This window comes from Pseudoalteromonas sp. HM-SA03, from assembly GCF_002289345.1.
In the GTDB taxonomy this organism is placed as follows: domain Bacteria; phylum Pseudomonadota; class Gammaproteobacteria; order Enterobacterales; family Alteromonadaceae; genus Pseudoalteromonas.
In genome coordinates this window covers 1-23,766 of sequence record NZ_NSDG01000019.1, presented here as the reverse complement: position 1 = coordinate 23,766, position 23,766 = coordinate 1, and the positions used below count along the sequence as shown (strand labels likewise).

The 23,766-nt window shown below is 42.2% G+C and carries 21 protein-coding genes and 1 pseudogene; 12 read left to right on the top strand and 10 right to left on the bottom strand.

Features of this window, described 5'->3' with window-relative positions; genetic code table 11:
* From CKO50_RS24420 to CKO50_RS03230, 7 genes and pseudogenes are all read left to right on the top strand, one after another.
* A pseudogene (locus tag CKO50_RS24420) lies at positions 1–392 on the top strand (hypothetical protein); the annotation flags it as partial.
* On the top strand, positions 386–2,017 hold the full coding sequence (locus CKO50_RS03255; protein ID WP_095726987.1) for a BatD family protein: 1,632 nt from the start codon (positions 386–388) through the stop codon (positions 2,015–2,017). The pseudogene CKO50_RS24420 and the gene CKO50_RS03255, both read left to right, overlap by 7 nt.
* A 157-nt stretch (positions 2,018–2,174) precedes the next feature.
* Entirely contained in the window at positions 2,175–2,690 is a 516-nt protein-coding gene (locus CKO50_RS03250; RefSeq protein WP_095726986.1) for a sigma-70 family RNA polymerase sigma factor, read from the top strand.
* Positions 2,690–3,409, top strand: a complete 720-nt coding sequence (locus tag CKO50_RS03245) for a DUF3379 family protein (protein ID WP_095726985.1) — start codon at positions 2,690–2,692, stop codon at positions 3,407–3,409. Before CKO50_RS03250 ends, CKO50_RS03245 begins: the two co-directional genes overlap by 1 nt.
* Positions 3,410–3,553: 144 nt before the next feature.
* Positions 3,554–4,402, top strand: a complete 849-nt coding sequence (locus tag CKO50_RS03240; RefSeq protein WP_095726984.1) for a Tim44 domain-containing protein — start codon at positions 3,554–3,556, stop codon at positions 4,400–4,402.
* A gap of 700 nt (positions 4,403–5,102) precedes the next feature.
* Entirely contained in the window at positions 5,103–5,414 is a 312-nt protein-coding gene (locus tag CKO50_RS03235; RefSeq protein WP_095726983.1) for a hypothetical protein, read from the top strand.
* A 110-nt stretch (positions 5,415–5,524) separates the two neighbouring features.
* Positions 5,525–5,911, top strand: a complete 387-nt coding sequence (locus CKO50_RS03230; RefSeq protein ID WP_095726982.1) for a RidA family protein — start codon at positions 5,525–5,527, stop codon at positions 5,909–5,911.
* 75 nt (positions 5,912–5,986) lie between these two features.
* Here the strand turns inward: CKO50_RS03230 and CKO50_RS03225 are convergent, their stop codons facing one another.
* The 7 genes from CKO50_RS03225 to CKO50_RS03195 all read right to left on the bottom strand — a co-directional run bounded on the left by CKO50_RS03225 (position 5,987) and on the right by CKO50_RS03195 (position 11,869).
* Positions 5,987–6,799 carry a kinase gene (locus CKO50_RS03225; RefSeq protein ID WP_255229300.1) on the bottom strand — a complete coding sequence of 271 codons (813 nt, stop codon included), beginning with the start codon at positions 6,797–6,799 and terminating at the stop codon, positions 5,987–5,989.
* Between the two features lie 37 nt (positions 6,800–6,836).
* Entirely contained in the window at positions 6,837–8,843 is a 2,007-nt protein-coding gene (locus CKO50_RS03220) for a TonB-dependent siderophore receptor (RefSeq protein WP_095726981.1), read from the bottom strand.
* A gap of 136 nt (positions 8,844–8,979) precedes the next feature.
* Entirely contained in the window at positions 8,980–9,240 is a 261-nt protein-coding gene (locus tag CKO50_RS03215) for a hypothetical protein (RefSeq protein WP_010379248.1), read from the bottom strand.
* A 171-nt stretch (positions 9,241–9,411) separates the two neighbouring features.
* Complete coding sequence (locus CKO50_RS24415; protein ID WP_095726980.1) at positions 9,412–9,663, bottom strand: hypothetical protein; 252 nt, start codon at positions 9,661–9,663, stop codon at positions 9,412–9,414.
* Positions 9,664–9,669: 6 nt separating this feature from the next.
* Complete coding sequence (locus tag CKO50_RS03205; RefSeq protein WP_095726979.1) at positions 9,670–10,080, bottom strand: DUF1761 domain-containing protein; 411 nt, start codon at positions 10,078–10,080, stop codon at positions 9,670–9,672.
* A gap of 51 nt (positions 10,081–10,131) precedes the next feature.
* The gene (locus CKO50_RS03200) at positions 10,132–10,647 is read right to left on the bottom strand and encodes a response regulator transcription factor (protein ID WP_095726978.1); all 516 of its coding nucleotides are present in this window, start codon (positions 10,645–10,647) and stop codon (positions 10,132–10,134) included.
* Entirely contained in the window at positions 10,628–11,869 is a 1,242-nt protein-coding gene (locus CKO50_RS03195) for an ATP-binding protein (RefSeq protein ID WP_095726977.1), read from the bottom strand. The genes CKO50_RS03200 and CKO50_RS03195 overlap by 20 nt, the downstream gene beginning before the upstream one ends.
* 180 nt (positions 11,870–12,049) lie before the next feature.
* Here CKO50_RS03195 and CKO50_RS03190 point away from each other — a divergent pair, with 180 nt between their 5' ends.
* Positions 12,050–13,120 carry a ketoacyl-ACP synthase III gene (locus CKO50_RS03190; protein ID WP_095726976.1) on the top strand — a complete coding sequence of 357 codons (1,071 nt, stop codon included), beginning with the start codon at positions 12,050–12,052 and terminating at the stop codon, positions 13,118–13,120.
* 97 nt (positions 13,121–13,217) lie between these two features.
* Positions 13,218–14,690 carry an aminoacyl-histidine dipeptidase gene (locus tag CKO50_RS03185; protein WP_095726975.1) on the top strand — a complete coding sequence of 491 codons (1,473 nt, stop codon included), beginning with the start codon at positions 13,218–13,220 and terminating at the stop codon, positions 14,688–14,690.
* A 263-nt stretch (positions 14,691–14,953) separates the two neighbouring features.
* Here the strand turns inward: CKO50_RS03185 and CKO50_RS03180 are convergent, their stop codons facing one another.
* Both CKO50_RS03180 and CKO50_RS03175 read right to left on the bottom strand, forming a co-directional pair.
* Complete coding sequence (locus tag CKO50_RS03180; protein WP_095726974.1) at positions 14,954–16,315, bottom strand: M17 family metallopeptidase; 1,362 nt, start codon at positions 16,313–16,315, stop codon at positions 14,954–14,956.
* A 55-nt stretch (positions 16,316–16,370) separates the two neighbouring features.
* Positions 16,371–16,745 carry a hypothetical protein gene (locus tag CKO50_RS03175; RefSeq protein ID WP_095726973.1) on the bottom strand — a complete coding sequence of 125 codons (375 nt, stop codon included), beginning with the start codon at positions 16,743–16,745 and terminating at the stop codon, positions 16,371–16,373.
* Positions 16,746–17,275: 530 nt separating this feature from the next.
* On the opposite strand from CKO50_RS03175, the gene CKO50_RS03165 reads away from it, so the two are divergent.
* Together CKO50_RS03165 and CKO50_RS03160 are read left to right on the top strand one after the other, a co-directional pair.
* A complete protein-coding gene (locus CKO50_RS03165; RefSeq protein WP_095726972.1) occupies positions 17,276–19,927 on the top strand; it encodes a TonB-dependent siderophore receptor in 2,652 nt (883 codons plus the stop codon).
* A 96-nt stretch (positions 19,928–20,023) separates the two neighbouring features.
* Positions 20,024–21,490, top strand: a complete 1,467-nt coding sequence (locus tag CKO50_RS03160; RefSeq protein WP_095726971.1) for a sulfotransferase — start codon at positions 20,024–20,026, stop codon at positions 21,488–21,490.
* Here CKO50_RS03160 and CKO50_RS03155 read toward each other — a convergent pair.
* On the bottom strand, positions 21,432–22,352 hold the full coding sequence (locus CKO50_RS03155; RefSeq protein ID WP_095726970.1) for an alpha/beta fold hydrolase: 921 nt from the start codon (positions 22,350–22,352) through the stop codon (positions 21,432–21,434). The two genes, CKO50_RS03160 and CKO50_RS03155, sit on opposite strands and share 59 nt — an antisense overlap.
* A gap of 176 nt (positions 22,353–22,528) precedes the next feature.
* Between CKO50_RS03155 and rlmF the strand changes: the two genes are divergently transcribed.
* The gene (gene rlmF, locus CKO50_RS03150; RefSeq protein WP_095726969.1) at positions 22,529–23,386 is read left to right on the top strand and encodes a 23S rRNA (adenine(1618)-N(6))-methyltransferase RlmF; all 858 of its coding nucleotides are present in this window, start codon (positions 22,529–22,531) and stop codon (positions 23,384–23,386) included.
* Positions 23,387–23,766: the final 380 nt, after the last annotated feature.

The following is a 23,766-nucleotide window of genomic DNA, read 5'->3' as shown; positions in this document are numbered from 1 at the left end:
GTCAGCAAGACCAACAAGGTCAGCAAGACCAACAGAATTCACAAGCAGGAAGTGAGTCAGAACAAAACAACAACGAACCAGAGCTAGATGCTGCCCGCCAAGACCAGCAAGCAGCCGAGGAACAAACTCAAGAGCAAAAACAACAGCAAGCACAAGCCGCACCTACGCCCGATCCCAAGCAATCACCGCAGGATGAAGAAAAGGCACAGGCAGCAGTGATGCAAGATAGTCGACCACTTACTCCTGAAGAAATTGAGAAAGCGCAACAGCTTAATCAACTTCTTAGAAAAGTACCTGATGATCCGGCCATATTATTGAGAAATAAAATGCAACTAGAAGCACAACAACGCAAACAAAGACGCCTACCAAGGGGAGCTGAAAAATCATGGTAAAACGCATTCTATTTTTTCTGTCTTTGTTGATATTAAGCCACGCCTCGTTGGCATTGGAAAATCTCACAGCCAGCGTAGACAAAAACCCAGTGCTCGCAGGTGAATACTTCACGTTGTCGATTATCGCTGAAGGCAAAGTCAAAGGTACTATTCCTGATGTTTCTGTGCTTAGTAACGACTTTATCACCAGCCCCGTGAATACCAGCTCTAGAACCAGTATCATTAATGGTAGCGTTTCAAGCTCTACCACCTGGCAAATGCAGCTCGTTGCTCGCACCCCGGGTACTTACACCATTCCCGCGTTAGAGGTAGATGGTGAAACGACCCAGCCGATTGAAATCAAAGTTGTTGCTCGTGATGATGAGCAGCAAAGTGAAGATATATTCGTAAAAACCGAACTCAAGACAAAAAATCTCTATGTTCAACAGGCTGCGCTTTATACCGTTAAGCTCTATGTAGGAAAAGAACTCCTAGATGGTCAACTGAGTGCCCCAATCTCAGATGGTGCTAATTTCACACAATTGGGTAAAGCCAATGAAGAATACGAAGTTATTGACGGCCGACGCTACATGGTGCTCACTCGCGAATATATGATCCAACCACAAAAAAGTGGTGACTTCAGCATAGAGCCGCCGATCTTCAACGGCCAGATCAGAGATGGCTATCGTAGAATGGCGACTTCTGCGGTTGGCAATACCATTGACTTTTCAGTATCTCCAATCCCAGCTAACGCTGCTGATAACTGGCTACCCAGTGAATATTTGAACTTTTCTGAAGAATGGCAGCCCAAAGATACCGAGTTTATGGTTGGGACGCCCATCACGCGAACACTAACACTCACTGCAGTAGGTGTTACTAAAGAGCAGCTTCCTGACATTCAGCTTGAAGACATTAATGGGTTTAGAATTTATCCAGACGCGTCAGAGCGCAAACAAATTACCCGAGATGGGAAAGTCATCTCACAGTTAAGCATTTCTTTTGCTTACCTACCGCAACTTACAGGTGATTTTACTCTGCCCGAAGTAAAACTACCTTGGTTTAACACCATCACTAAACGTGAAGAATTTGCGACATTACCAAGTAAGTCTGTCAGTGTGACTCCTGATCCAAATCAGCCAGTCATACCACAGACCGCTCCAATCCAGCAGTCGCTTTCAACCCCAAGCGTAAATCCATCAACGGCTACGCAAACTAACGTGATCACAGAGCAAGTTATCCCGCTGTGGATGTGGGGACTCGCCGCTTTTGGATACGCATTATGGTTAGTAACGTTACTAATATGGCGTCTAAGAGCAAAAGCAGCCACAAACCCAACAGTAAATACGGTCACTGATGAAAATCCAGCACCTTTTATTTCGTTTGAAGAAGCGGTTAAGCAAGATAATCCTGCAGGCTTTTATCAAGCGCTACTGCGCTACACCAAACAACAAAATATCACCATGACACAATGGCTAGCACTTCAACCCAGCTCATTGCGAGCACAAGTACAAACGCTGCAAAGCTCGTTGTATGGAAGCAATAGCGAGTCAGTAGACTTAACTCAACTATATGGTGAAATTAAAACCAGTGTAAAAAGCACTGTTCACACAAATATAAGCCAAAATTTAGGCAATCTATACCAATAAGCGCCTCAGGGCGCTTTTTTATTACAAGATGAACTAGATTTGTTAGTAAATAATTAACAGATCAATTATGCTTGGTGTGAAGATACACTTCCAAAATCAACTAAAATAAAATGAGTTTTTGTTGAAATAAACCTGCAAAAAGATAGGTCTCATAAATATGGCCAGTAAACAACATCACTACGAGTCACTGGTTCGGATGTACCACAAAGAGCTATATAAGTTCGCTTATTGGTTGTCTGGTGATCCGACAATAGCAGAAGACTTAGTACAAGAAACTTTTTTGCGGGCTTGGCGCGCACTCGATTCATTACAAGATGAAAATGCAGCAAAGCCTTGGTTATTAACTATTTTAAGACGAGAGAATGCACGTCGTTTTGAGCGCAAGCAATTTGACTATGCGGAGGTTGAACAAGATACGCTGGTCGACGATACCAGTTCGGCTTTGGACGATACAATGGAGCAAACCGTTGTGCAACGACAAATAGCCAACTTAGCACCAGAATATCGTGAACCACTGCTACTGCAAGTGGTGATGGGATGTTCTGGGGATGAAATCGCCGATATACTTGAGCTGAATAAAAACACGGTGATGACAAGGTTATACCGTGCTCGCAACCAGCTAAAAGACGCTTTAACGACTGAATATGAACCAATAAAGGGGGTATCAAACTGATGGATGAACTCGAATTTCGACGCCGCCTCGTTGCTGATCCTCATGATGAAGAGGTCAAGAAACAGGCCGAGCAGCAACCTGAGTTGCAAGCACTGGTCGAAGAAATGCAAGCTTTCGACGATTTCTTGGGAAAATCACTCGATATTGATGTGCCTGAGGGGTTGGCTGACAAGATAATTGCAAAGCAAAAGGAGCTTGAAACGGAAGAACACAAAGTAGTGAAAATGTCTTGGTTTAGACGCGCTACCGCACCATTTGCAATTGCAGCCAGTGTATTTTTTGCCGCCGTGGTCTTTTACTTTGGTGGTTTTGGACACCCTGTCAATACCGGTGAACATGCGCTTGCTCATGTCTATTACGAAGAAAATGCACTGCAAAAGCAAGAAACAGTGTCACTGCAAACCGTGAACGAGAAGCTCGCGATGTTTGGGGGTAAGTTCGACAACTTGCCGGGTAAAGTGGTTTACGCGACATTTTGTAATTTTAAAGGCCAAAAAAGCCTTCACTTGGTTATGCAATCCGAGTTTGGTCCACTCACGGTTTTTGTCGTGCCAGCAGGTCAACAAAGTACGATTGACGGCAAAGATAGTTTTGGTGATAGCCGCTTTGAGGGCTTAATTGCTCATGATGGTAAAGCCAACACCATATTGGTGGCAAACCGAGGCACGCCGATTGAAACCTTCCAATCAGAAGTGACAAGCTCACTACGCTGGTTATAACGCCACCGCCCCACTCTTTGGGGCGGTGTCTCAATATCCTTACTAAACCTCTCAAAATACAAATTTAATTGAGGTACATACCTATTTAAATAGCCATGTTAGTTCTTTACAATGGCGGCAGTTATTTTGGTATATAGGAACTTTATGAAACATTTCATTGTGTTACTTTCCCTTGTTTCTTTTTTATTTACAGCCAGTTTTAATGCTGAAGCGAGAAAGAAGTTTGGTAGTAAGAGCTCAGGAAAAACGCATCAAACGCAAACAACTCAGCAAAAGCAGCAAACTGATACACAAGCATTAAATGCAAAATCTACAACAAAGCCTAAATCGAGTAAAAAAGGCATTATGGCCGGAGTACTCGGCGGATTATTAGCTGGTGGTCTAATTGCCGCAATGCTTGGCGATGATTTTGAAGGATTTCAATTCCTTGAAATGATTTTGCTTGCCGCTGCTGCCTTTTTAATTTTCAAATTGGTTAAGGGCATGCTTGCAAGAAAACAGCAGCCAAGTTATGCCGGCGCTCCGCCTATGGGTGGCTACAACAATACGCCACCACCACAGCAGTTTCAAAGCCAAGGACCAATTGGCGGTGGTTTTGGCGCAAGTAGCGTGCCTATGAATTTGCCTAGAGATTTTGATATCAACGGCTTTTTACAAGGCGCAAGACAGCATTATCAAACCATCCAAACCGCTTGGAATAACAATGACTTTTCGACAGTTTCTGAATACTTAAGCCCAGAGTTGGTTGAAGAGTTCAAACGTGAACGAGAGCAGCAAGGCGACGTTAACACTGAAGTGATGTTTGTTGACGCTGAGTTAGTCCGTGCAGATACACACCCTGACGTTTGGGAAGTTAGCATTAAGTTTACTGGCAAATATCGTGACCTAGGCGACATGCAAGAAGAACCTATCCACGAAATATGGCACTTAGAGCGAAAAATGACAGGTGAAGCACCTTGGCTAATCGTTGGCGTTGAAGACCTAGCAGCCTAAAATATCAAACACTACTGCAGCTCAGTTACTTGCAGCGCTGTAGTAGTGCTTGTTTGGCCAAACAGCTTTTACTACTGGGTTTAGCTGATTGTAGCTAGCGCGAATACAGGTTCCTCAATACAATGCCATACGGTTTCTATAGCTACAGAGTGCTCCCTATAACAGACAAAAATATTCTTTTTTAGCTAGTCTTCAAACACCAGAGCAAGTGACAACCACCTTTAACACTTCGGAGTATTGGCTTTATTGTCCTCGTAATGAGTTTCTATGCCCGCTCGTAGCCCCGCTATACTTTTTCACATCTCTCTGCGCAATATAAGTTAACTCGCGGATGCCGCGGAGGTCAAAGCAGAGAAAATAAGTAAACTACAAAGCTTGCTGCGTAAAATCAATTAGTTAACCTGCTTAATTGTTCAGGCTATACCGCGCTCTGTGCAAATAATGTCATTGCTTATCTGGCTAAATTTAGGTGTAATAGAAGCATAATAAATGCTGAGCAATGAAGGGACCGCTTAAATAATAGGTTAGCTTTTCAAGCCAACTGATTTGGTTAGTGCCGCTAAAAAGCAAATTCCCATCGCATAAGTAATACCAACTTTGACACACCAAGCGACTAGCGGCTCAGTCCAATAAGTGATTATGCAAAGCAAACTGCGTGTCGCATAAATACTAGAATGTTAAACGTAAAGGAGTGCTCATTATGTCTGCCTTCATCTATTTACCTTTTTTTGTAGCGCTATCATGTTTGTTTTTCCGAACTTTCCATTTAAAAAAAATAAAAACACACGTACAAAATGTTTATCCAGATGAATGGAATAAATTGTGTGAAAACAAAATGGGAATGAATATTACAACGGCATCCTTTATAAACCTTGAAGAATCAATGAAAAATGGATTTTTATCAAAACAAAAAGATCCTCTTATCCAAAGTTTTCATCGCAAAGATAGAGTGATGATAGTATCAATATTTGTCTTCGCCATTTTGCAACTAGTTATGGCATTTTACAATTAGTTGTGTATATCAAGCTGCGGGGCATGCAACGCTTGCTATGGTTCCGCTTCACATTTTAGCCAAACATTACTTAGCGCCTTATGTGTGCGTTATAGCTCAAAGGAAAGCATATGCGGAAGTTGATAAGTTCAGGTTCATATTTGGAGGAGCCAATTGGGTTCTCTCGTGCGAGTCGTATAGGTAAAAATATAGCGGTAGCAGGCACTGCTCCTATACACAATGGTCAAACGGTATTTGCTGGAAATGTGTATGAGCAAACGAAATTTTGCTTGGAGATTTCATTAAAGGCGATTGAAGAAGCGGGTGGCAATATTGAAGATGTTATCCGTACGAGGATTATGCTCACGAATATCAAAGAGTGGGAGCAAGCGGCCAAAGCTCATGGAGAGTTGTTTTCGACTCAACGTCCGGCTTGTACATTTGTGGAGGTAAAGGGTTTTATTGACCCTGAATGGTTAGTAGAGACTGAAGTCGATGCGGTGCTATCCGAAGCATAGCAAAAGAAAAGGGCCAACTCTTATAACAGGTTACTTAAGAGGGATAGGTTTGATTATTCAAACCTACAATAAAACCTAGTCAGCGGAGCTGTGTTTTACATTAACCACTTCCCTTGCCTCACCTAAGCATATCTCGGTATCTGCTACATTGGCCAAGGATTGCATTCCCCACTCAGATAATCGATGAAATGGTTGAATAAATTGCTTAACTTGCTCATCGCTCATTCCTTGACCTCGAGTTTTGATAAGCTGATGCTCTTGCTGCAGACGCCAGCGGAAAACCCGTTCAAAATCCATTCCGTTAAGATAAATAAGATAGTCTATTTGCGCGAATCGCGGTTGGTAGTATTGCTTTAAAAATTGATTCACTGTCTTTCGAAACAATGCGTCAGTATCATGCTGCTGCTCATATGCATTGATCGGTTGAGTCAACAATGATTCTGGCTGCGCACCAATACCAATACACCAGCCTTCCAGAATTAACACCGACAGTTCTGCTTCAACTTGTCGCCACTGAGATTGCGGTAATTTTTTGTCTATGGATTTCTCAAAAACGGGCAGAAAGAACGCTTTCCTAGCTCTAAATTGCGTTAATATCGTATCAAGTAGCGCGAGGTCATGGGTGCCGGGCAAGCCTCTTTGTTTAAACAGGGGATGATATTGCTCTGCTAATTGAGCTCGCTCTTGAGGGTCTAAGTAAAAATCGTCCAGCGACACACTCTCGCACGATATACCATCTTGCTGAAGTCGCTCAGATAACTGTTGGCTTAAGGTTGATTTACCAACTCCTTGAACTCCACTGACGCCAACTAAAAAAGGCCGTTGAGCGGTTCTCTGCTTTTTTACCTGTGCGCTTAGCTGGTTAATTAATCCAGTATTTATGTTCACACAACATCCTTTTCTATTTTATTCACACAAGGACGATTTAGAATGATTTCTTAATCTGCAAGCGTAAATTTCGTCCCTCCTGAGGCACTCTTCCATCTGTCATCCTTGGATCAAAAACATCATATTTTTTATCGGTTAAGTTTTCTACTTTTATCTGTAATACAGCATCCTCCCGCCACTGCCAAGCAAACGTTGCACCTAATAAATAGTAACTATCTTGTGAAAAAGGCTCAATGTCAGCACCTTCGAAAACGGGGACCTGAGTTTTGTCTCTCCATATTGCATTGAACGTAATTTCAAAATCATTTACTTTGTGCGTAAACGCCAAAGCCGCAAACTTTTTAAAGCTACCGTTTAATGGTTCATCAAATAGTTGTGTGTAGGCACCTTGTATCCATGTTGAATCATTCAAGTTGAAATTACTATTAATTTCTAGACCTTGCATGCTCGTTTCGAAGGTATTATCAAAGGTAAATTCAGCTTGCTCATTATTGACTGGAACTAAATTAATAAAATCTTCGAGCTCGTTATCAAATAACACCACATCAAATTGCTTAGACTCATCTTGATAGTGCCAAACAAGCTCCGTCGTTTTTACATATTCTGACGTTAAGTTTGGATTACCCGATGTTACATCATCGTTTGAGTTAAGTTCATTGCTCACTGGGGTGCGAAAGGACTCTCCATATTGCAACTTAAAAGTGTTTACCTCATCGTAACCATAAACGAATGCGAGCCTAGGCGATAACTTATCATCTATGTCTTTCACTTCGTCATATCGCGCTCCTGCAAACACACTCAGTTGCTCACTAAATCGATACTTTGCTTGAACGTACCCGGCATAGGAATCAAAGTCTTGTCGCAACGGATAAAAAGGGGCGTAATCAGATATGGTTTGAATACCACCTAAATAAGTGTGGTTATAAATGATGATATCACCGGCGCTTTGATCATAATATGAGGTTCTAACGCCAGCTTTACTTTGTTCTTCTTTTGATAGCTCAACGCCAAAGTTCCACTGTAAGCGGTCATTTTGTTTATAACCACCATCTAGGTTATAAGTTAAATCTCTAGATTGCCAAGCTGGGCCAACTAAAAAGTCCCCTCCTTCCATGATACCTATTTCTGCTGCTGTAACGATAAGCCCTGCACTTTCGATATTATGCTCAATAAAGCTTAACTTATGCGTTAACTCAAGTTGCTCAGTAGCTTGCCAATGATATTCGAGTGTTGCTGCATAGTTCTCACTTTTATGCTCGTTTTTAGGAGAATAACGGGAAAGATTTAAAAACTCATCAAGTTGAGTACGGTTAAACCTTATTTGCCATGTTAACGCTTGGTGACTACCTCCAAATACAACAAAAAGTGATTCTAATGGGTCTTTTACAGCGCCTCCAAAATAGCTATCCCCTGAGCGTTTATTAAATGCTACATTGGCATAGAGCCGCGTTTCGTCCGACACTTGCCTTGAAAGATTCAATGCTGCTTGCGCATTGCCATGTTCACCATAGCCAACAGAAAGCTGGTTACTACGTTTTTTGGTAATAATATTCATCACACCAAGAAAGGCATTGCTACCATAAAGCGCGGAGCCCGGGCCTCGGATAAACTCAACTTTATTGATAATCTCAATAGGAATATAGGGTGTGTAAACCGATGCTTTACCAAATGAGGACTCATTCAGCCTTTGGCCGTCAATCATCACTAACACATGTCCAGTATCCAAATACACACCACGGGTATGCTCTTTTGGCACAGCCCCTACCCAATCGCCTCGAGTAGATTGAAAGCCAGGTACAAAGTTCATTAAATCATAAACATTGTCGACACCTAGACTATGTATTTGTTCTGAGTTAAAAACAGTAATACTTGAGGGGACCGACGCTCTCGTTTCGTCGGTTTTGGTTGCGATAGAGACATTTACATTTAACAGCTCTTCAAATGACAGCTGATAAATGTCGGAGTCCGTAGCTTCTGGTTCAGCGACTACCGCAAAAGGGATTAATAATGGCGTGACTTTAATTAAAGCGCTTAAGTTTTTCATATTATACGAGCTCTATGTTCCCACACTTCACTCGTAGTGTTAGATTACTCTAACCTACGTAGCAGCATATGATTAACTTAATAATACTTGCTCCTAGCCACTACGCAAGTTTTTGATTAGCCTTTTCTTTTAGACCCTAAGCAGATGCCAATTTTCTCGCTTTGAAATATTTAAATAAACCAATTAAAGACGCTGCGATCCAAAATAGCTCTATCACAAAGCTTGCAAGGTTAAAGTTATAACAAAGACTAATCAGTAGTAGGATCGCACCACTTAAATTCATTAAGTTATACGTTAAACTATCGGGAGATGCCTTTTCCAGCTGTAGCATAAAGAATGCACCAACAACCAAGAAAGTGCCTGTCATACCGATGATATCGAACATTAAATCGATCATGTTTTTTCCATTTTGCAAGACCCAATAGGCTGGCCCAGTTCCATGGGAAGGGTCATTTTCATTCATTGAAACAGCAAAGCCAAACAGCGAGATAGTAACAAACTGGAAAATTCAAGACAGGACATTTGTCTGATAACAACAAAAGGTGAGCAATAAGAATTAAAGTAATCGCTACTTGAAGGTGACCTTGCCACCGATTATTTTCAATGCTGGCGCACCTCTCACCAATGTATCGCGGGCAAATTCTTGCTCACAATTAGGACAGTTTATTTGGTTGGTGGTAAAGTCTTGGGTGATCCGTTCTTTAAAACATTTAACTAGGCTGCCCTTGCCTCCCTTACGGTACTTAAATAGCTGCAGACGGCATCTAGAACAATAAATATCGACGGTTCTAACAGGGCCTTTTTTATTGGGTTTTGCCATACCGAGTTAACTCATGATCCTGAGTACAAATGCAATGAGCGTAAACTGTAACACATGATAGCCACCGTTGACTAAAAACAGTTTCATCGGGCGCTGCTCAAAGATATAGCTTATTCCTAATGAACAGGCGACGAAAAAAACTCCCACACCAAGCCCAACTCCGGTGGCCGCTAGCAAAGAGAGCGATAGATCAAGCATCACCGCCATAAACACTGAGGATAGCAAAGACAACAGAAATGCGACGCCAAAAGTCATCTTGGGATCGCTCGTTTGTAAGTCAAGCTCCGTCAGTCCACACCCCTCCATCCATGTTTTTTGAAACAGCATAGGCGAATACCAAATACCACCTAGCATAAAGGAAGACAAAGCGGCGAGAATAATTGCCCAAAGGTTTAATGCTTCAAATGAAAGTATCATCGACTAACTCAGCATATTTCATTTTATTTAATAATGAGTATAAGTGAAAACCTACTTATAAACAGGTTTCTTTTGTAATTTCCTCTGCAGCGTTCTTCTGTGCATATTAAGTTGCCGCGCAGTTTTAGAGATATTACCTTCATTTGCCTTTAGAACTTGCTGAATATGTTCCCACTCGAGCCGCTCTGGCGACATGACTTCTTCCACGACTTCTTGAACTTTCTCTCCCAACAGTGTTTGAACTATCAAGCCGGTAGTTGCAGGTTTAGTTAAGTAGTCGTCAGCGCCTAACTTTATCGCTTCAACCGCTGTTGCAATACTTGCATAACCCGTTAGTAATACAATTCGAGCATTTGCATTGAGATGCTTGATTTGTGTTATGAAGTTTATTGAGTTGGCCTCGCCAAGTTTCATATCCAATAATATGTAGCCGAAAACCTCTTGTTTACAAGCCACCTGTATATCTTCAATAGAAGTAACATGCTCAACACTAAAACCTTGTTTTTCTAAGCGCCGTATTAAGGTCTGTGCATAAGGCACGTCATCTTCAACAAGCAGTAACTTCATCACTCACCCTTGGTAGTTTAACTGTACATTTAGTGCCATAAGTAAGATCGCTTTCAATAAGCAGATGTCCACCAAGCCGTTCAATTGTCGCATGACTAAGCAGTACTGCCATGCCAAGTCCTGATTCACTATTCACTACATTGTGCCCCAGCTGCGCTAGCCTTTCTTCTGCAATTCCTTCACCTCTATCAAGTATGATGATCACATGTTCAGTCAGCGCTGAGATAAATATAACATCGATGTCAGTCTGTTTTGCTTGCTCATTTGCTCGCACACCGTTGCTAATAAGGTTTAAAATCGAAGGTATCAACATAGGATCATCGCACAGCGCCCCCTGAACATTAGTGATATCGAATCGAAAATGCTGCTGTGGAAATTGTAAATTCGTTAATTCTCTTAACTGCTCAGCAAGATGCTTTACAGTTATCATTTGTTTAGACGCTGACTTTAGATACTCAGTGAATTCTCTAAAGACATTAAGCTGCTCCTTACATTTCCCAAGGGGTTCTGACATTTCTTGAACACATGGCTCTTTTGGGTACGACTCCTCCAACTCTTCGTGTAATAGCGCCAAATGTGCAATTGGCGTAGCAAGCTGATGCGTAGCTTGGGCGGCCGCGCTACCTAACGCAATTAATTGCTCTTGCTGTAATTGCTGCTCTCGTAACGTGGCAATTGCCCGCTCTTTTTTTCGATTTTGCTTTACCAATATACTTACGACGGTAACAACAACGATAATAGTGAAAGTAAAGTTAACTAACATCCCAAGCAAGTGAGTGCTCATGTCCATATGGTGGACATGTTCATGAGACATTTTTATATAAAGATAGAGATAAGCCCCAATTGCCCCAGCTGACACTATCAACATGTTGATAGTTGGAATAGTTACTGCTGCAATAACCGTTGGCAATACCAACAAGGACACAAATGCATTGGTCGCTCCGCCCGTCAGGTCCAACAAAATCGTAAGAAACAAAATGTCCGCCAACAATTGCATTGTCATACCAATAGGCGCGGCTTCTTTTGTGTTACGGTAGGCGTAGATACTTAATAACTGAAATACCGATTCCGCAGCCACCACCCCAACCACCGCAACAAAATCAAATTGTTTACCAAAAACAACAGCCGCTATCGCTAGCATCACAATTTGGATAACGATTGCCACTGACCGCAACAGCAACAGTTGGCCCAATGCAGAATTGGGAGAGAACGCAATTTTCATGAAAATCTAAGAAGCTAAGCTAAGATAAAAGAATTATACCTAATCTACCAAAAATAGGTGTGATCGAGGTCAGTTATATCGCGCTAATACGAACCTCTGCGACGCTTTTATGGCAATACCGTGAAGGATTTGGTATAAATAAAAAATTGGCCAACTGGTCGGATTAGATAAAGAGACACTATGGTTTATGCAAAAATCACAGGCTGGGGAAAGTGTATTCCACCAGCGAGCATCAGTAATGATGAAATTAGCACTATCGTTGACACCAATGATGAATGGATAAGCACAAGAACAGGGATCAAATCCAGACGCGTTAGCCATGTGAGCACTGCTGAACTTGCAACGGTGGCCAGTCAACACGCTTTGGCATGTGCAGGGCTTGAAGGTAAAGATATCGATCTTGTTCTGCTTGCCACCTGTACACCGTCAACTATGGTGGCAAATACAGCTTCTTTAGTACAAAAAAATATTGGCGCTATTGGTGCTGCAGCATGTGATACCAATGCGGCCTGCTCGGGATTTTTGTATGCATTACAAAATGCCACCGCACAGATCCAAGCTGGTATGATTAAAAGAGCCGTCGTTGTTGCAGCTGAGCGTATGACTTGGTATGTAAACTGGGCAAAGCGTGATAGCGCAGTATTATTTGGCGACGGTGCGGGTGCTGTCGTGCTTGAAGCAAGTGACGAACCAACCGGGCTATTAGGCACCAAAACTGGCTGTGATAGCACAGATAGAAGTATATTACACATTCCAAACTATGGTACTGATATGGACCGCTGTGCAGGCACCGGACCTTCTGACCTTTCTTTTGAGGGACGTGAAATCTTCAAGCGTGCCGTAAAAGGCATGAGTGAAGCATGTGATGATGTGCTCAACCAAGCACAGCTATCACTAGAAGACATAGATGTACTTATCCCGCATCAAGCTAATCTTCGTATCATTCAAGCTATCCAAAATCGCTTGGAAATTGCAGATGATAAAGTCATGGTTAATATCGACAAGTATGGTAATACCTCAGCTGCAACAATTGCAATTGCACTGTGTGAAGCCGTTGAAAGTGGTCTTATTAAGCCACACGCTAATATTATGTCAGCGGCATTTGGCGCAGGATTAACCTGGGCTGCCAGCTATTTGAAATGGGGAGAAAGAACGACCCCAATTGCGTTGTCGGATGCACGTTTACCTGATTGCGATAAAACAGGCCTTGAATTGATCGCACCAGCAGTAGCCGCAAGTCAAGCTCAATAACTAACCTATTCTCCCGAGTTAGGGTTAATTGCTCGATCTTGCCCTTGGGTGGGTGGTAATATTGCAATATTATTATCTCTCATCCAAGGAGTTTACTGTGCTCAAAGCGCATACCGAGATCAGTCAATTAGAACCACAAGCAATTTGGAAGTTTTTTGACCAAATTTGTGCTATTCCCCACCCTTCAAAACACGAAGAAGCGCTAGCAAGCTTTATTGTTGACTGGGCTAAAAGCAAAAATTTAGACGTACGTCGTGATGAAACAGGTAATGTATTCATCAAAAAGCCTGCGACGAGCGGCATGGAAAATCGTAAGCCCGCTGTATTGCAAGCGCACATTGACATGGTGCCACAAAAAAATGACGATACAGCACACGACTTCGTTACCGATCCAATCAAGCCATATGTTGATAATGGCTGGGTAACTGCAACTGGCACGACGCTAGGTGCAGACAATGGTATCGGCATGGCCTCATGTTTAGCCGTATTAGACGCAGACGATATCAAGCACGGTCCACTTGAGGTGTTACTAACCGTTGATGAAGAAGCAGGCATGAGCGGCGCGTTTGGTTTGCAATCTGGCTGGTTAGAAGGTGAAATCCTACTTAACACCGATTCAGAGCAGGAAGGTGAAATCTACATGGGTTGCGCAGGTGGTGTAGATGCATCCTTAACTCTACAACTCGCGCGAGAAGCGTTACCTAAACACCATCAAATCTTTGAGCTGTCTCTAAAAGGCTTACGCGGCGGACACTCTGGCGTCGATATTCACACCGGCCGTGCCAATGCCAATAAATTGCTCGCAAGATTCTTAAAGCATCATATCGCAGGCTTTGATCTAAGACTTATCGAAGTCAGAGGCGGCTCCCTTCGCAATGCTATTCCTCGTGAAGCATACGCTGTCATTAGTTTTGATGAAACGCAAATAAGTGAGTTCCACACGCTGATTGAAGCTTATGAAACCATCATTAAGCAAGAGTTATGTGCCATAGAAACCGGGATCACATTTGCGCTCAGCACTTCAACAAGTACCACATTACCAATGAGCCAAGCTTCCGAAAGCAAAGTATTAGCGCTTCTCAATGCTTGCCCTAATGGTGTTATACGCATGAGCGACGATATTCCAGGCGTTGTTGAAACCTCTCTTAATATGGGCGTAATTTCTACTACAGATAACAGTCTAGAAGTCCTATGTTTGATCCGTTCATTAATTGATTCTGGTCGCAGTGATGTCGAGGGTATGTTGCATTCACTGGCAGAGCTGACACAAGCTGATATTGAATTCAGTGGTGCTTACCCTGGCTGGAAACCTGATCCAAGCTCAGAAGTATTAGCTATTTTCCGTGATATGTATGAATCAATCTACGGTGAAAAACCGCATATAATGGTTATTCATGCTGGCCTTGAGTGTGGTTTATTCAAAGAACCTTACCCGAACATGGATATGATTTCTTTTGGTCCAACCATCAAATTTCCTCACTCTCCTGAGGAAAAGGTAGAAATTTCAAGCGTTGGTCTATATTGGCAGCAAATGAAAGGGATCTTAGAAAACATTCCTGAAAAGCAGTAAAATTAATCCAAAACGAATACCAATTTGACTTAATATTTGCTCAATTTGAGGGGTTAAATCTGACGCTAGCTGTGTTAAAAATTTATCATTCAGAACAACTAAATAGCAAAATTTTTGCCGGGCTATCAACAAGATTTTCTTGCCTCAAAATAGACCACTTAACTAAGTAAATTGGTATAATTACCCTGAAATCATGTTGTTTTAAGTAGACAAAAAGCCCAGCTGACGTAGCTGGGCTTTTTGTAGATTTCAAATCTCTACTATTAGCTAAACTTTTTCTCAAGATAACTAAACATAGTTCTAAGACCCAATGCTTCACCACCAACAGGTCTACCCGGTAACGCTCTTACGTTCCATGCCATCACATCAAAATGTAGCCAAGGTGTCGTGGCTGGCTCAACAAATTCTTTTAGATATAGTGCTGCTGTTATTGAGCCACCAAACGGCGTCGAACCACAGTTAGCAATGTCCGCAGTATCGCTCTTGAACAGCGCCTTATACTGATCAAACAAAGGCAGTTGCCAAATAGGATCCGCATTACCCAGACCAATTTCCATTAGCTCAGACGCAATCGCTTGATCTGTAGAATAAAAACCAGGAAGTTCAGTGCCAAGGGCGATGCGACACGCACCGGTCAAGGTTGCAAAATCTATCAATAGCGCTGGCGCTTCTGTTTGCGCTTCTGCCAATGCGTCACATAAAACCAAGCGCCCTTCAGCATCAGTATTATCAATTTCAACCGTAATACCTTTACGTGTTTTGATCACATCACCTGGCCTAAAGGCATTGCGAGAAACCGCATTCTCTACCGCAGGGATAAGTACGCGTAATCTAACGGGCAGTTTTGCCGCCATAATCATATTGGCCAATGCGATAACATGAGCCGCTCCGCCCATGTCTTTTTTCATATTACGCATCCCAGACGCTGGTTTTAAGTCCAGACCACCAGAGTCAAAACATACGCCTTTACCAACTAAAGTAAGTTTTGCGTGGTTTTCATCACCCCAACGTAAATCAAGCAAACGCGGAGCATTGTCACTCGCACGGCCCACCATATGGATCGTTGGGTAGTTTTGCTCTAACAACTCATCACCAATGATTTGTTCAAATGATGCGCCATATTGCTCGGCGAGTTCTTCCATTACTTCAGCCATGTGCTGAGGCATCATGTCGGCCGCTGGTGTGTTTACAAGATCTCTTGCAAGATAAATAGACTCGACAGCCGCTTTTACTTTGGCATATATATTGGCATCTTCGATAGCAAGCTTTGCAACAATCGCTGGCAATTCTTTATAAGTAGAGAATTGATAAGCACCCAGTAAAAACGCAATAGCGTGGCTCTCAACTTGCTTTGAAGCGATATCAATAAAATAAGTGCCTTTTGGTAACTGCTTTGCAAGATCGCCCAATAGCCAAAAATCATCTTCTTCTGCAATAACAATAACTCGCTCTACTTCTGCAGAATCAGCATTCGGAATAAGAATGGTTGTTTGCGACTGAAGTTGTGCGGTTTTTACGAAAAGCTGCGTGGTACTTGTCTGCAGTGCTTGCCATGACGCTAATTCTGCAGCAGAGAAGATAGAAATGGGTGTACCCTTCGCAGAGTGAACGAGTAGGTTGTTCATGTAGGCCTCAAATTTATTATGTTCGTACTTAGATTACCAAGGCTAAAAAGAAAATTCACTTATCCTCGGTTTTTGTTGGCTTTTTTTTCAAGTTGAATGAGCTAGGCAAAACATCCACGCCCACCAATTGACCGACCTTTACGATTATCGGAATGGTAATGGGGGCAAAAGGAAGAACGGCAAACACACCAAGGCCAAGCCCTTTAAGAATATCCACAAGTTGAGCATTTGCTGTTTTAAGCTCAGACTTCTGCGCTCGCCCCAAGCTATATCGCTTGTATATCTCAAGCATTTCTTTAGTTTCTTGTTTCTCTTGTTCTAGTGCACACTTGAGCGCAATCATTGCTCTGCGCAATCTTATTTGCTGTCTGCGTTTACTGATCCGAGCAACGCGCATTGGTGCTTTATGGACAACTTTGATCAGTTTCATTGATAAACTCAAAGATAGTGTTAACCAGAGTCTATCAAAGTTCTTTTCAGTTTAGCTATTATCTTTTGGTACGAAATCTTTTTATTCATTGCTAAAAACCGTGAAATAAGCCGAAAATACGCCTAATTAGGAATAACTTCTCTTGAAGCCTTACAACACAAGCCTAAGCATGAATATGCATTGCGAGGTACCCTATTAGCATCGCTTAATCTACAAAATCCGAATAATTGCTTTTTAGTAAACACTTCAACCTAACCAACATTAAAGTTTAGGGACAAAGCACTTTGTTCAAAAAACCACCTAAACTAAGCAAAACCCTTACTTTTACAAGCGCTTATTGATAAAAGTTTACAACTCTTTCTTTCCTAAACAAAAAGTTATTGAGAAATTTGCAGTTTAAAAAATCACTGCTAATTTTAAAAAAGCGCTTGCCAACACATAGTAAATTAAATTATATGTGTATTAAAGGTAAAAATAATATAAATGACCTTTTTATTGGTATGACAACAACAATCAACTGGGGAAACAGGATGAAACTAAAAAGTAACACGCTGCGTCGTGCAATTCGCTTCGCGCTCGCTTCAGCGGCAACAACTTCTCTTTTTACCACCACTGCAATAGCTGAAGAAGCCAGTCAGACACAAGCTGATGAAAAAATTGAAAAGATTGCTGTCGTTGGTTCTCGGGCAGCGCCTCGCTCTGTTGGGGAGTCACCGGTACCTATCGACATCATCGGTGCAGAAGATATGTCAAAGGCGGCAGGTTCTGACATGCTTGAGTTACTGAAAGGGTCTGTACCGTCTTTGAACGTACACGCGAATCCTATCAGTGATGCAGCAACGTTAGTAAGGCCAGCAAACTTACGCGGATTGCCTGCGGATAGTACGCTGATTTTGTTAAACGGTAAGCGTCGCCACCGTTCATCGGTGATTGCCTTTTTAGGTGGTGGTATTAACGACGGTGCACAGGGCCCTGACATTTCAGTGATCCCGAGTATCGCACTAAAACAAGTTGAAGTACTTCGTGATGGCGCTGCAGCACAATACGGTTCAGATGCAATCGCAGGTGTAATGAACTTTGTACTTAAAGACGCGAGCGAAGGGGGCTCTTTCTCTATTCGTCAAGGTGAATACTACGAAGGTGACGGCGACACGACAGTTATCGAAGGTAACGTAGGCCTGCCATTTACGGATGAAGGATTTGCTAACTTGAGCTTTCAATACAAAGAAGCGGATGCGACTAGCCGCAGTGTTCAACGTTCTGACGCAGCTGCATTTGCGGGGGCTGGCTTAGAAGGTGTTGCAGATCCTGCACAAATTTGGGGTGCACCAGAAATCAAAGACGATATCAGTATTTTCGGTAATGTTGGTGTAGACGTTACAGATAATGCCCACTTTTACATGTTCGGTAACTACTCAGAACGGGACGTAAAAGGTGGGTTCTATTATCGTAATCCTACCACTCGCCCAGGTGTTTATGGCGGTACAATCAGGCTCGTTAATGGTGTGCCGATGAGAAGAAGCCCAACAGATGAAGCACAGCAAAAATTGTGGGACGCAGCAACACCAACGGTGTTGGTAGGTGCGTTAAACGGTGGCCTGGATGCACAATTAGACTGCCCGGTAGTTGAACTTCAAGCCAATGGATTGCCAGATCCAACAGCATTAGGGCAGTTGGATGCTGCCAACTGTTTTGCATTCAACCAGATCCTTCCAGCAGGATTTACACCAAACTTCGGTGGTAATATAACAGATACATCTTTAACTATGGGTGTGAGAGGTGAATTTAAAGATGGTTTCCTAGAAGGTGCTTTTTGGGATTTAAGTGGCTCAGTCGGCCGTAACGAATCACGTTATTTCATCACTAATACTGTGAATGCTTCTCTTGGCGCTGATACGCCAATGGACTTCAGCCCAGGTAAATACATCCAACTGGAAAAGAATTTCAATTTCGATGTGTCAAAAGGTTATGATTTTGACCTAGCTTACGATGTAAACGTTGCTGCAGGCATTGAGTGGCATGAAGAAACATTCGAAGTACTTTCAGGTGACGAAGCGTCATTTATTGCAGGGCCGCTGACTGAGCAAGGCTTTGGGATAGGGTCAAATGGTTTCCCTGGATTTAAACCTTCTGCAGCAGGTGAATACACTCGCCGTAACTATGCAGCTTATGTAGATATTGAAACGCCATTTACTGAAGACTTCATGATGGGTTGGGCGCTGCGCTTCGAGGATTACGATACTTTTGGTTCGACTACAAACTTTAAGATTACAGGTCAATATCATGTTACCGAAGACTTTTCGGTTCGTGGTTCAATCAGTACAGGTTTTCGTGCGCCAACGGTAGGTCAAGCTAACGTGTCTAACGTGCAGACAAACTTAAGCAGTGGTGTATTGGTAGATTCGGCACTACTCCCACCAACAAACCCTATTTCAGAGCAGCTTGGTGGTACTGAATTAACTCCTGAAGAGTCAGAAAGTTACACACTAGGCGCAGTATATCGTTCTGGAGACTTATTTATTACGTTAGATTACTACAACATCGAAGTAACTGACCGTCTAAGCCAGTCTGAAAAAATCGTTTTAAGTGATGCTGACAAAGAAGCCCTTAAGGCGGCGGGTGTTCCCAACGTTGATAACTTAGCACAGGTGAGCTTCTTCACTAACGACTTCGATACAACGACTCAAGGTATCGACTTAGTTGGTAACTACTCTATGGATATGCTGGGTGGTTATGCAACATTCAGTGCAGCATACAACTGGAATGAAACCGAAGTAGACCGCTTCTCTGCTATCACAGGTGACTTCAAGGTATCTCGTTTAGAAAACGACTTACCGAAGCACAGGGGCACATTAACTTGGGCTCAGCAATGGGATAACTTCTCAGGTTTTGTTCGTATGAATTACTTTGGCGAATACCAAGGCGTTCACGTAGATTTTGATAAAACGGCAAAAACAGCGGACGCGACAATCACATTTGATGCAGAGCTAACCTACTTTGTGACAGACTCAATCAGTCTATCAGTTGGTGCAAACAATATTTTTGACCAAGATGCTGAAGAGCTAGATTTTTTTGATGCCACAGGTATCCCAAATAACAATTGGGGTGGTAAATACTACGAAACTTCACCATACGGTATTAACGGTGGTTTCTACTATATGAAAGCAACCTATACGTTCTAACTTTTACTGTAACCCAGAAACAAAGGCGAACTAGCATTAGCTATTTCGCCTTTTTATTTTTATCCTATAACAAAGCAGTTAACTTTGAATACAAACATGTTGTTATTAAAGCGAGCCAACGAATTATTGGCCGAAAATAAGCTTAGAGAAGCTGAGTTTATGTACAAGTCGGTACTTAAACAGTCACCTAACAACGGCCCAGCTCTATTTGGTTTAGGCCGCATCTGCATGCGTTTAGAGCAGTATGATAACGCAATCTACTATTTAAAAAGAGCGTGCGAACATTTACCAAAAATGCTGGAACCGCTCTTCGCATTGGCCGATGCATTTTTAGCCGTTGGTTCACCGGTTGACGCAAAGACCGTACTTGAATACACCTTAAGCGTGGCAAAACATAATGCCCAAGCCCATTACCAACTCGGTCAATTTTATCTAGACTATGGCTTTATTGAACAAGCTAAAAATGTCTTTAAGGCGGGATTAGATTGTCCTCATAGTACAGTGACAGCCTTTATGCTATACGAACTGGTGCAAATGTCCTCAGCCAAAGAGTTGCCTGCATACTTAACGATTTTAGAGAAGTTGGAAAATGAGTTTGAAGCACCAAGATTAAAAACCGTGCTCCACTATGCACTTGCTAAGTGTCATGAACAGTTAGGTAACTTCAACGCAGCTCAAGATAACTATGCTTTAGCAAATGATACACAGCTGCTGATGAGCGAGTTTCGTACTGTAGACATGCTGCCATTTTTTGAGTCAATCAAACAGCATTGTGGCAAAACGTTTTTTGATAAACCTAGTGATAGGGTCAAGACAACATTTACGCCTGTTTTTATTGTTGGTTTGCCGCGAACAGGCTCGACTCTCCTAGAACAAATGCTAGTGCAACATTCACATGTTGGTACACTAGGCGAGAATACCGTGATCAGCGATAAAATTGTCCCTTACCTCAGTAAACGCAATAATGCAGAGTTCCCAGCTTGTTTAGAGCAACTAAGTAACTCTATGTTAGATCATTGCCGCATACTCTATGTCGATGAGATAAAGCGGCATCGAATGCCGGAAAAAGTGGTGATCAATAAACTTCCAGCTAATTTTCAAAATCTGGGCTTAATCCACAAGCTCTTCCCTGAGGCACGAATTATTCATTTGACACGCAACCTCAATGCGACAGCATGGTCAGTCTATAGTAATCATTTCGCCGAAAGCGAGCCCTACTTTTGCTCTTTAAGTGAATTTGCCTTGTATGCGCAAGCGCAAAGCGACTTGATGTCACATTTTAACCAGTTTATGAAAAGAGATATTTTTACGCTCAGTTATGAACAACTTATCGCAGAGCCTGAAAAGGCCATCAAACAATGCTTGAGCTTTTTATATCAAAAATACGAACCAGAATGCTTGGAGTTTCACAAATCTAAAAAGCCGGTACATACTCTAAGTAAGGCGCAGGTCAGAAAGCCAATCAGCACGCAACCTCTGGAAAAGTGGCAGCGCTATGAAGCGTTTATTGAGAAAATGATTGCTCAACCGCAAAGCGATCAAACCACGCCAGCAAATCTTTAAACTGATCATCACGTGCATGTTTATGGGTTAACATGTCTATGTGCCCATAATTGTACCGATGGCCGTGCTTTTCTCCATAAATTCTGAGTTCTTGTATCCCCTTTCCAGATTCACGTATAAACGCTTGAATATCGACAGGTTGTGCCAGAGCTTTATCTTTAACGCCAGCAATGTGCAAGATTGGAGGCAACGTCATGTCTTGTAATACCGCGGCATAATTAAAACCGTCATCCGAGTCAACCCATGGGTGCTTCTGTGCCCAGTCAGCGCTTTGAGCATGTGATTTTAAAGACTCATCATCACTTCCCCAACCAAGTCTCTTCGCAGGTAAGTACCCATGCTTTTTCGAATAATAGTGCGCAACGTTAAACCATATCAGGTTTGCTTTAAGTAATTTGCTCGGGTGATTGTTATGTAAACTACGCTTAGAGCCAAAATAAACACATGCATTAACATGCTGAATTTCTTCAGGAAAGCGTGCAAAAACACAATTCATCAATACACCTCCCCAAGAATGCGCAATCCAATATTGTGCTCTAGATCCGGTATAGCGTTCGATAAAATTCAGCATTTCAGGGATTTCGTGCAAGATTGATTCAGTTTGACCATAATCCGCTTCAGCGTCGATTTTAGGTATGCTCTCTCCTCGCCCACGAAGATCACCAACAAAACAGCGATAGCCGTGTTCAGCTAAAAAAGGCGCTAGCCCTTTATTACTTTCAGTATAAAAAATTTTGCCATTTTCAACCGCACCATGCATAAAAAACACAGCGGGGCCGCTACTATCCGGTTTTGCTATATATCTGAGGTGGAGTTTATGTCCATCTGCTATATCTACTAATAGTGATTTTTGCTCTATCATTTCTTTGTTTTTATTCTTTTAACACTAACCTCATCGTACCAGTTGACTGATTGATAAGTAAACTCTTAAACGAAGCAAATAAAAGGGTTGATATGCCTCTAAGATAAAGCCAGTATTCAAGACTTAAGCGTTCGATTAAAAGTGTTATAATCCTTTTTATTTATTCGAAGAATCCTGTGCACCCAAGAAACAAGCATAATTCAGGCTATGATCTAGACAAGCTTATAGCGATTGAACCCGCTTTAAAGAGTTTTACTTACAAACGAGCTGATGGCATAAAAAGCATCGACTTCACTAATCCAGATGCCGTAAAACTGTTAAATAAAGCATTGCTTAAATCAGACTACGATATACAAGTTTGGGATATCCCCGCACAATTTTTATGCCCGCCGGTTCCAGGCAGAGCAGACTATATCCATGCGCTAAAAGATCTGTTAGATGAAAGTAACTTACCCGATAAGGTGCAAGGTGTAGATATTGGCACTGGTGCCAATTTGATCTACCCCATCTTAGGATCAAGAGAGTATAACTGGCGCTTTATTGCATCTGATATCAATCCTATTGCTGTGAAATGTGCCAAAACCATCGCGGAGCTAAATAAGTTGCCGGTAAAGGTGGTGCAACAAAAACAGCCTAATCACTTCTTTAAAACAATAATAAAAGCAAACCAGTTTTATCATTTTTCAATGTGTAACCCGCCCTTCCATGCCAGTGAAGCAGATGCAAACAAGGGCACGAAAAGAAAGTGGCAAAACCTAAACAGAGTACCACAAGCGTCACTAAACTTTGGTGGCCAAGCTCAAGAGTTATGGTGTGAAGGTGGAGAAAAGCGCTTTATACTGGATATGATCTCTGAGAGCGTCATTTTCAAAGAGCAAGTTTACTGGTTTACTTCCCTTATCTCGAATAAAAACAACGTAAAACCACTTAAACAGCAACTTAAACAGGTCGCTGCCGAGCAAGTAAAAGTGATCGAGATGGAACAAGGTAATAAGACAAGCCGTTTTATCGCCTGGAGTTTTTTCAAAGCCTAGCAATTTGTATATGGTGGGAGCGAGTCCACCTCGCGAGACTTTCTATATCCCAAACAGAAAAAACCATCACATTGCTGAAACTGGTTTTGAAGTATATGGATGTTCGAATGTCGATGAAGTTCATGGATGAACGCTTTTCATCAACCTCGTATTTGGCCCAGGTTCGCTACGAAGTAGGATGTTCTCATTTTTTAAATAGAGAGTCACATGGGAAGCCCAACAGCTCGGTGGGTAAACCACCTCCGACCACGCTGCTTAGTGCTGATGCTGTAGTAGGAGCGAGTTTACCTCGCGAGATTTTTAAATCTCAGTAAGCGTCGCCTGAACCCCACCTAGCTACTGAATACGCTCAGCCTATAAAGTACAGCTCTGACCTCAAT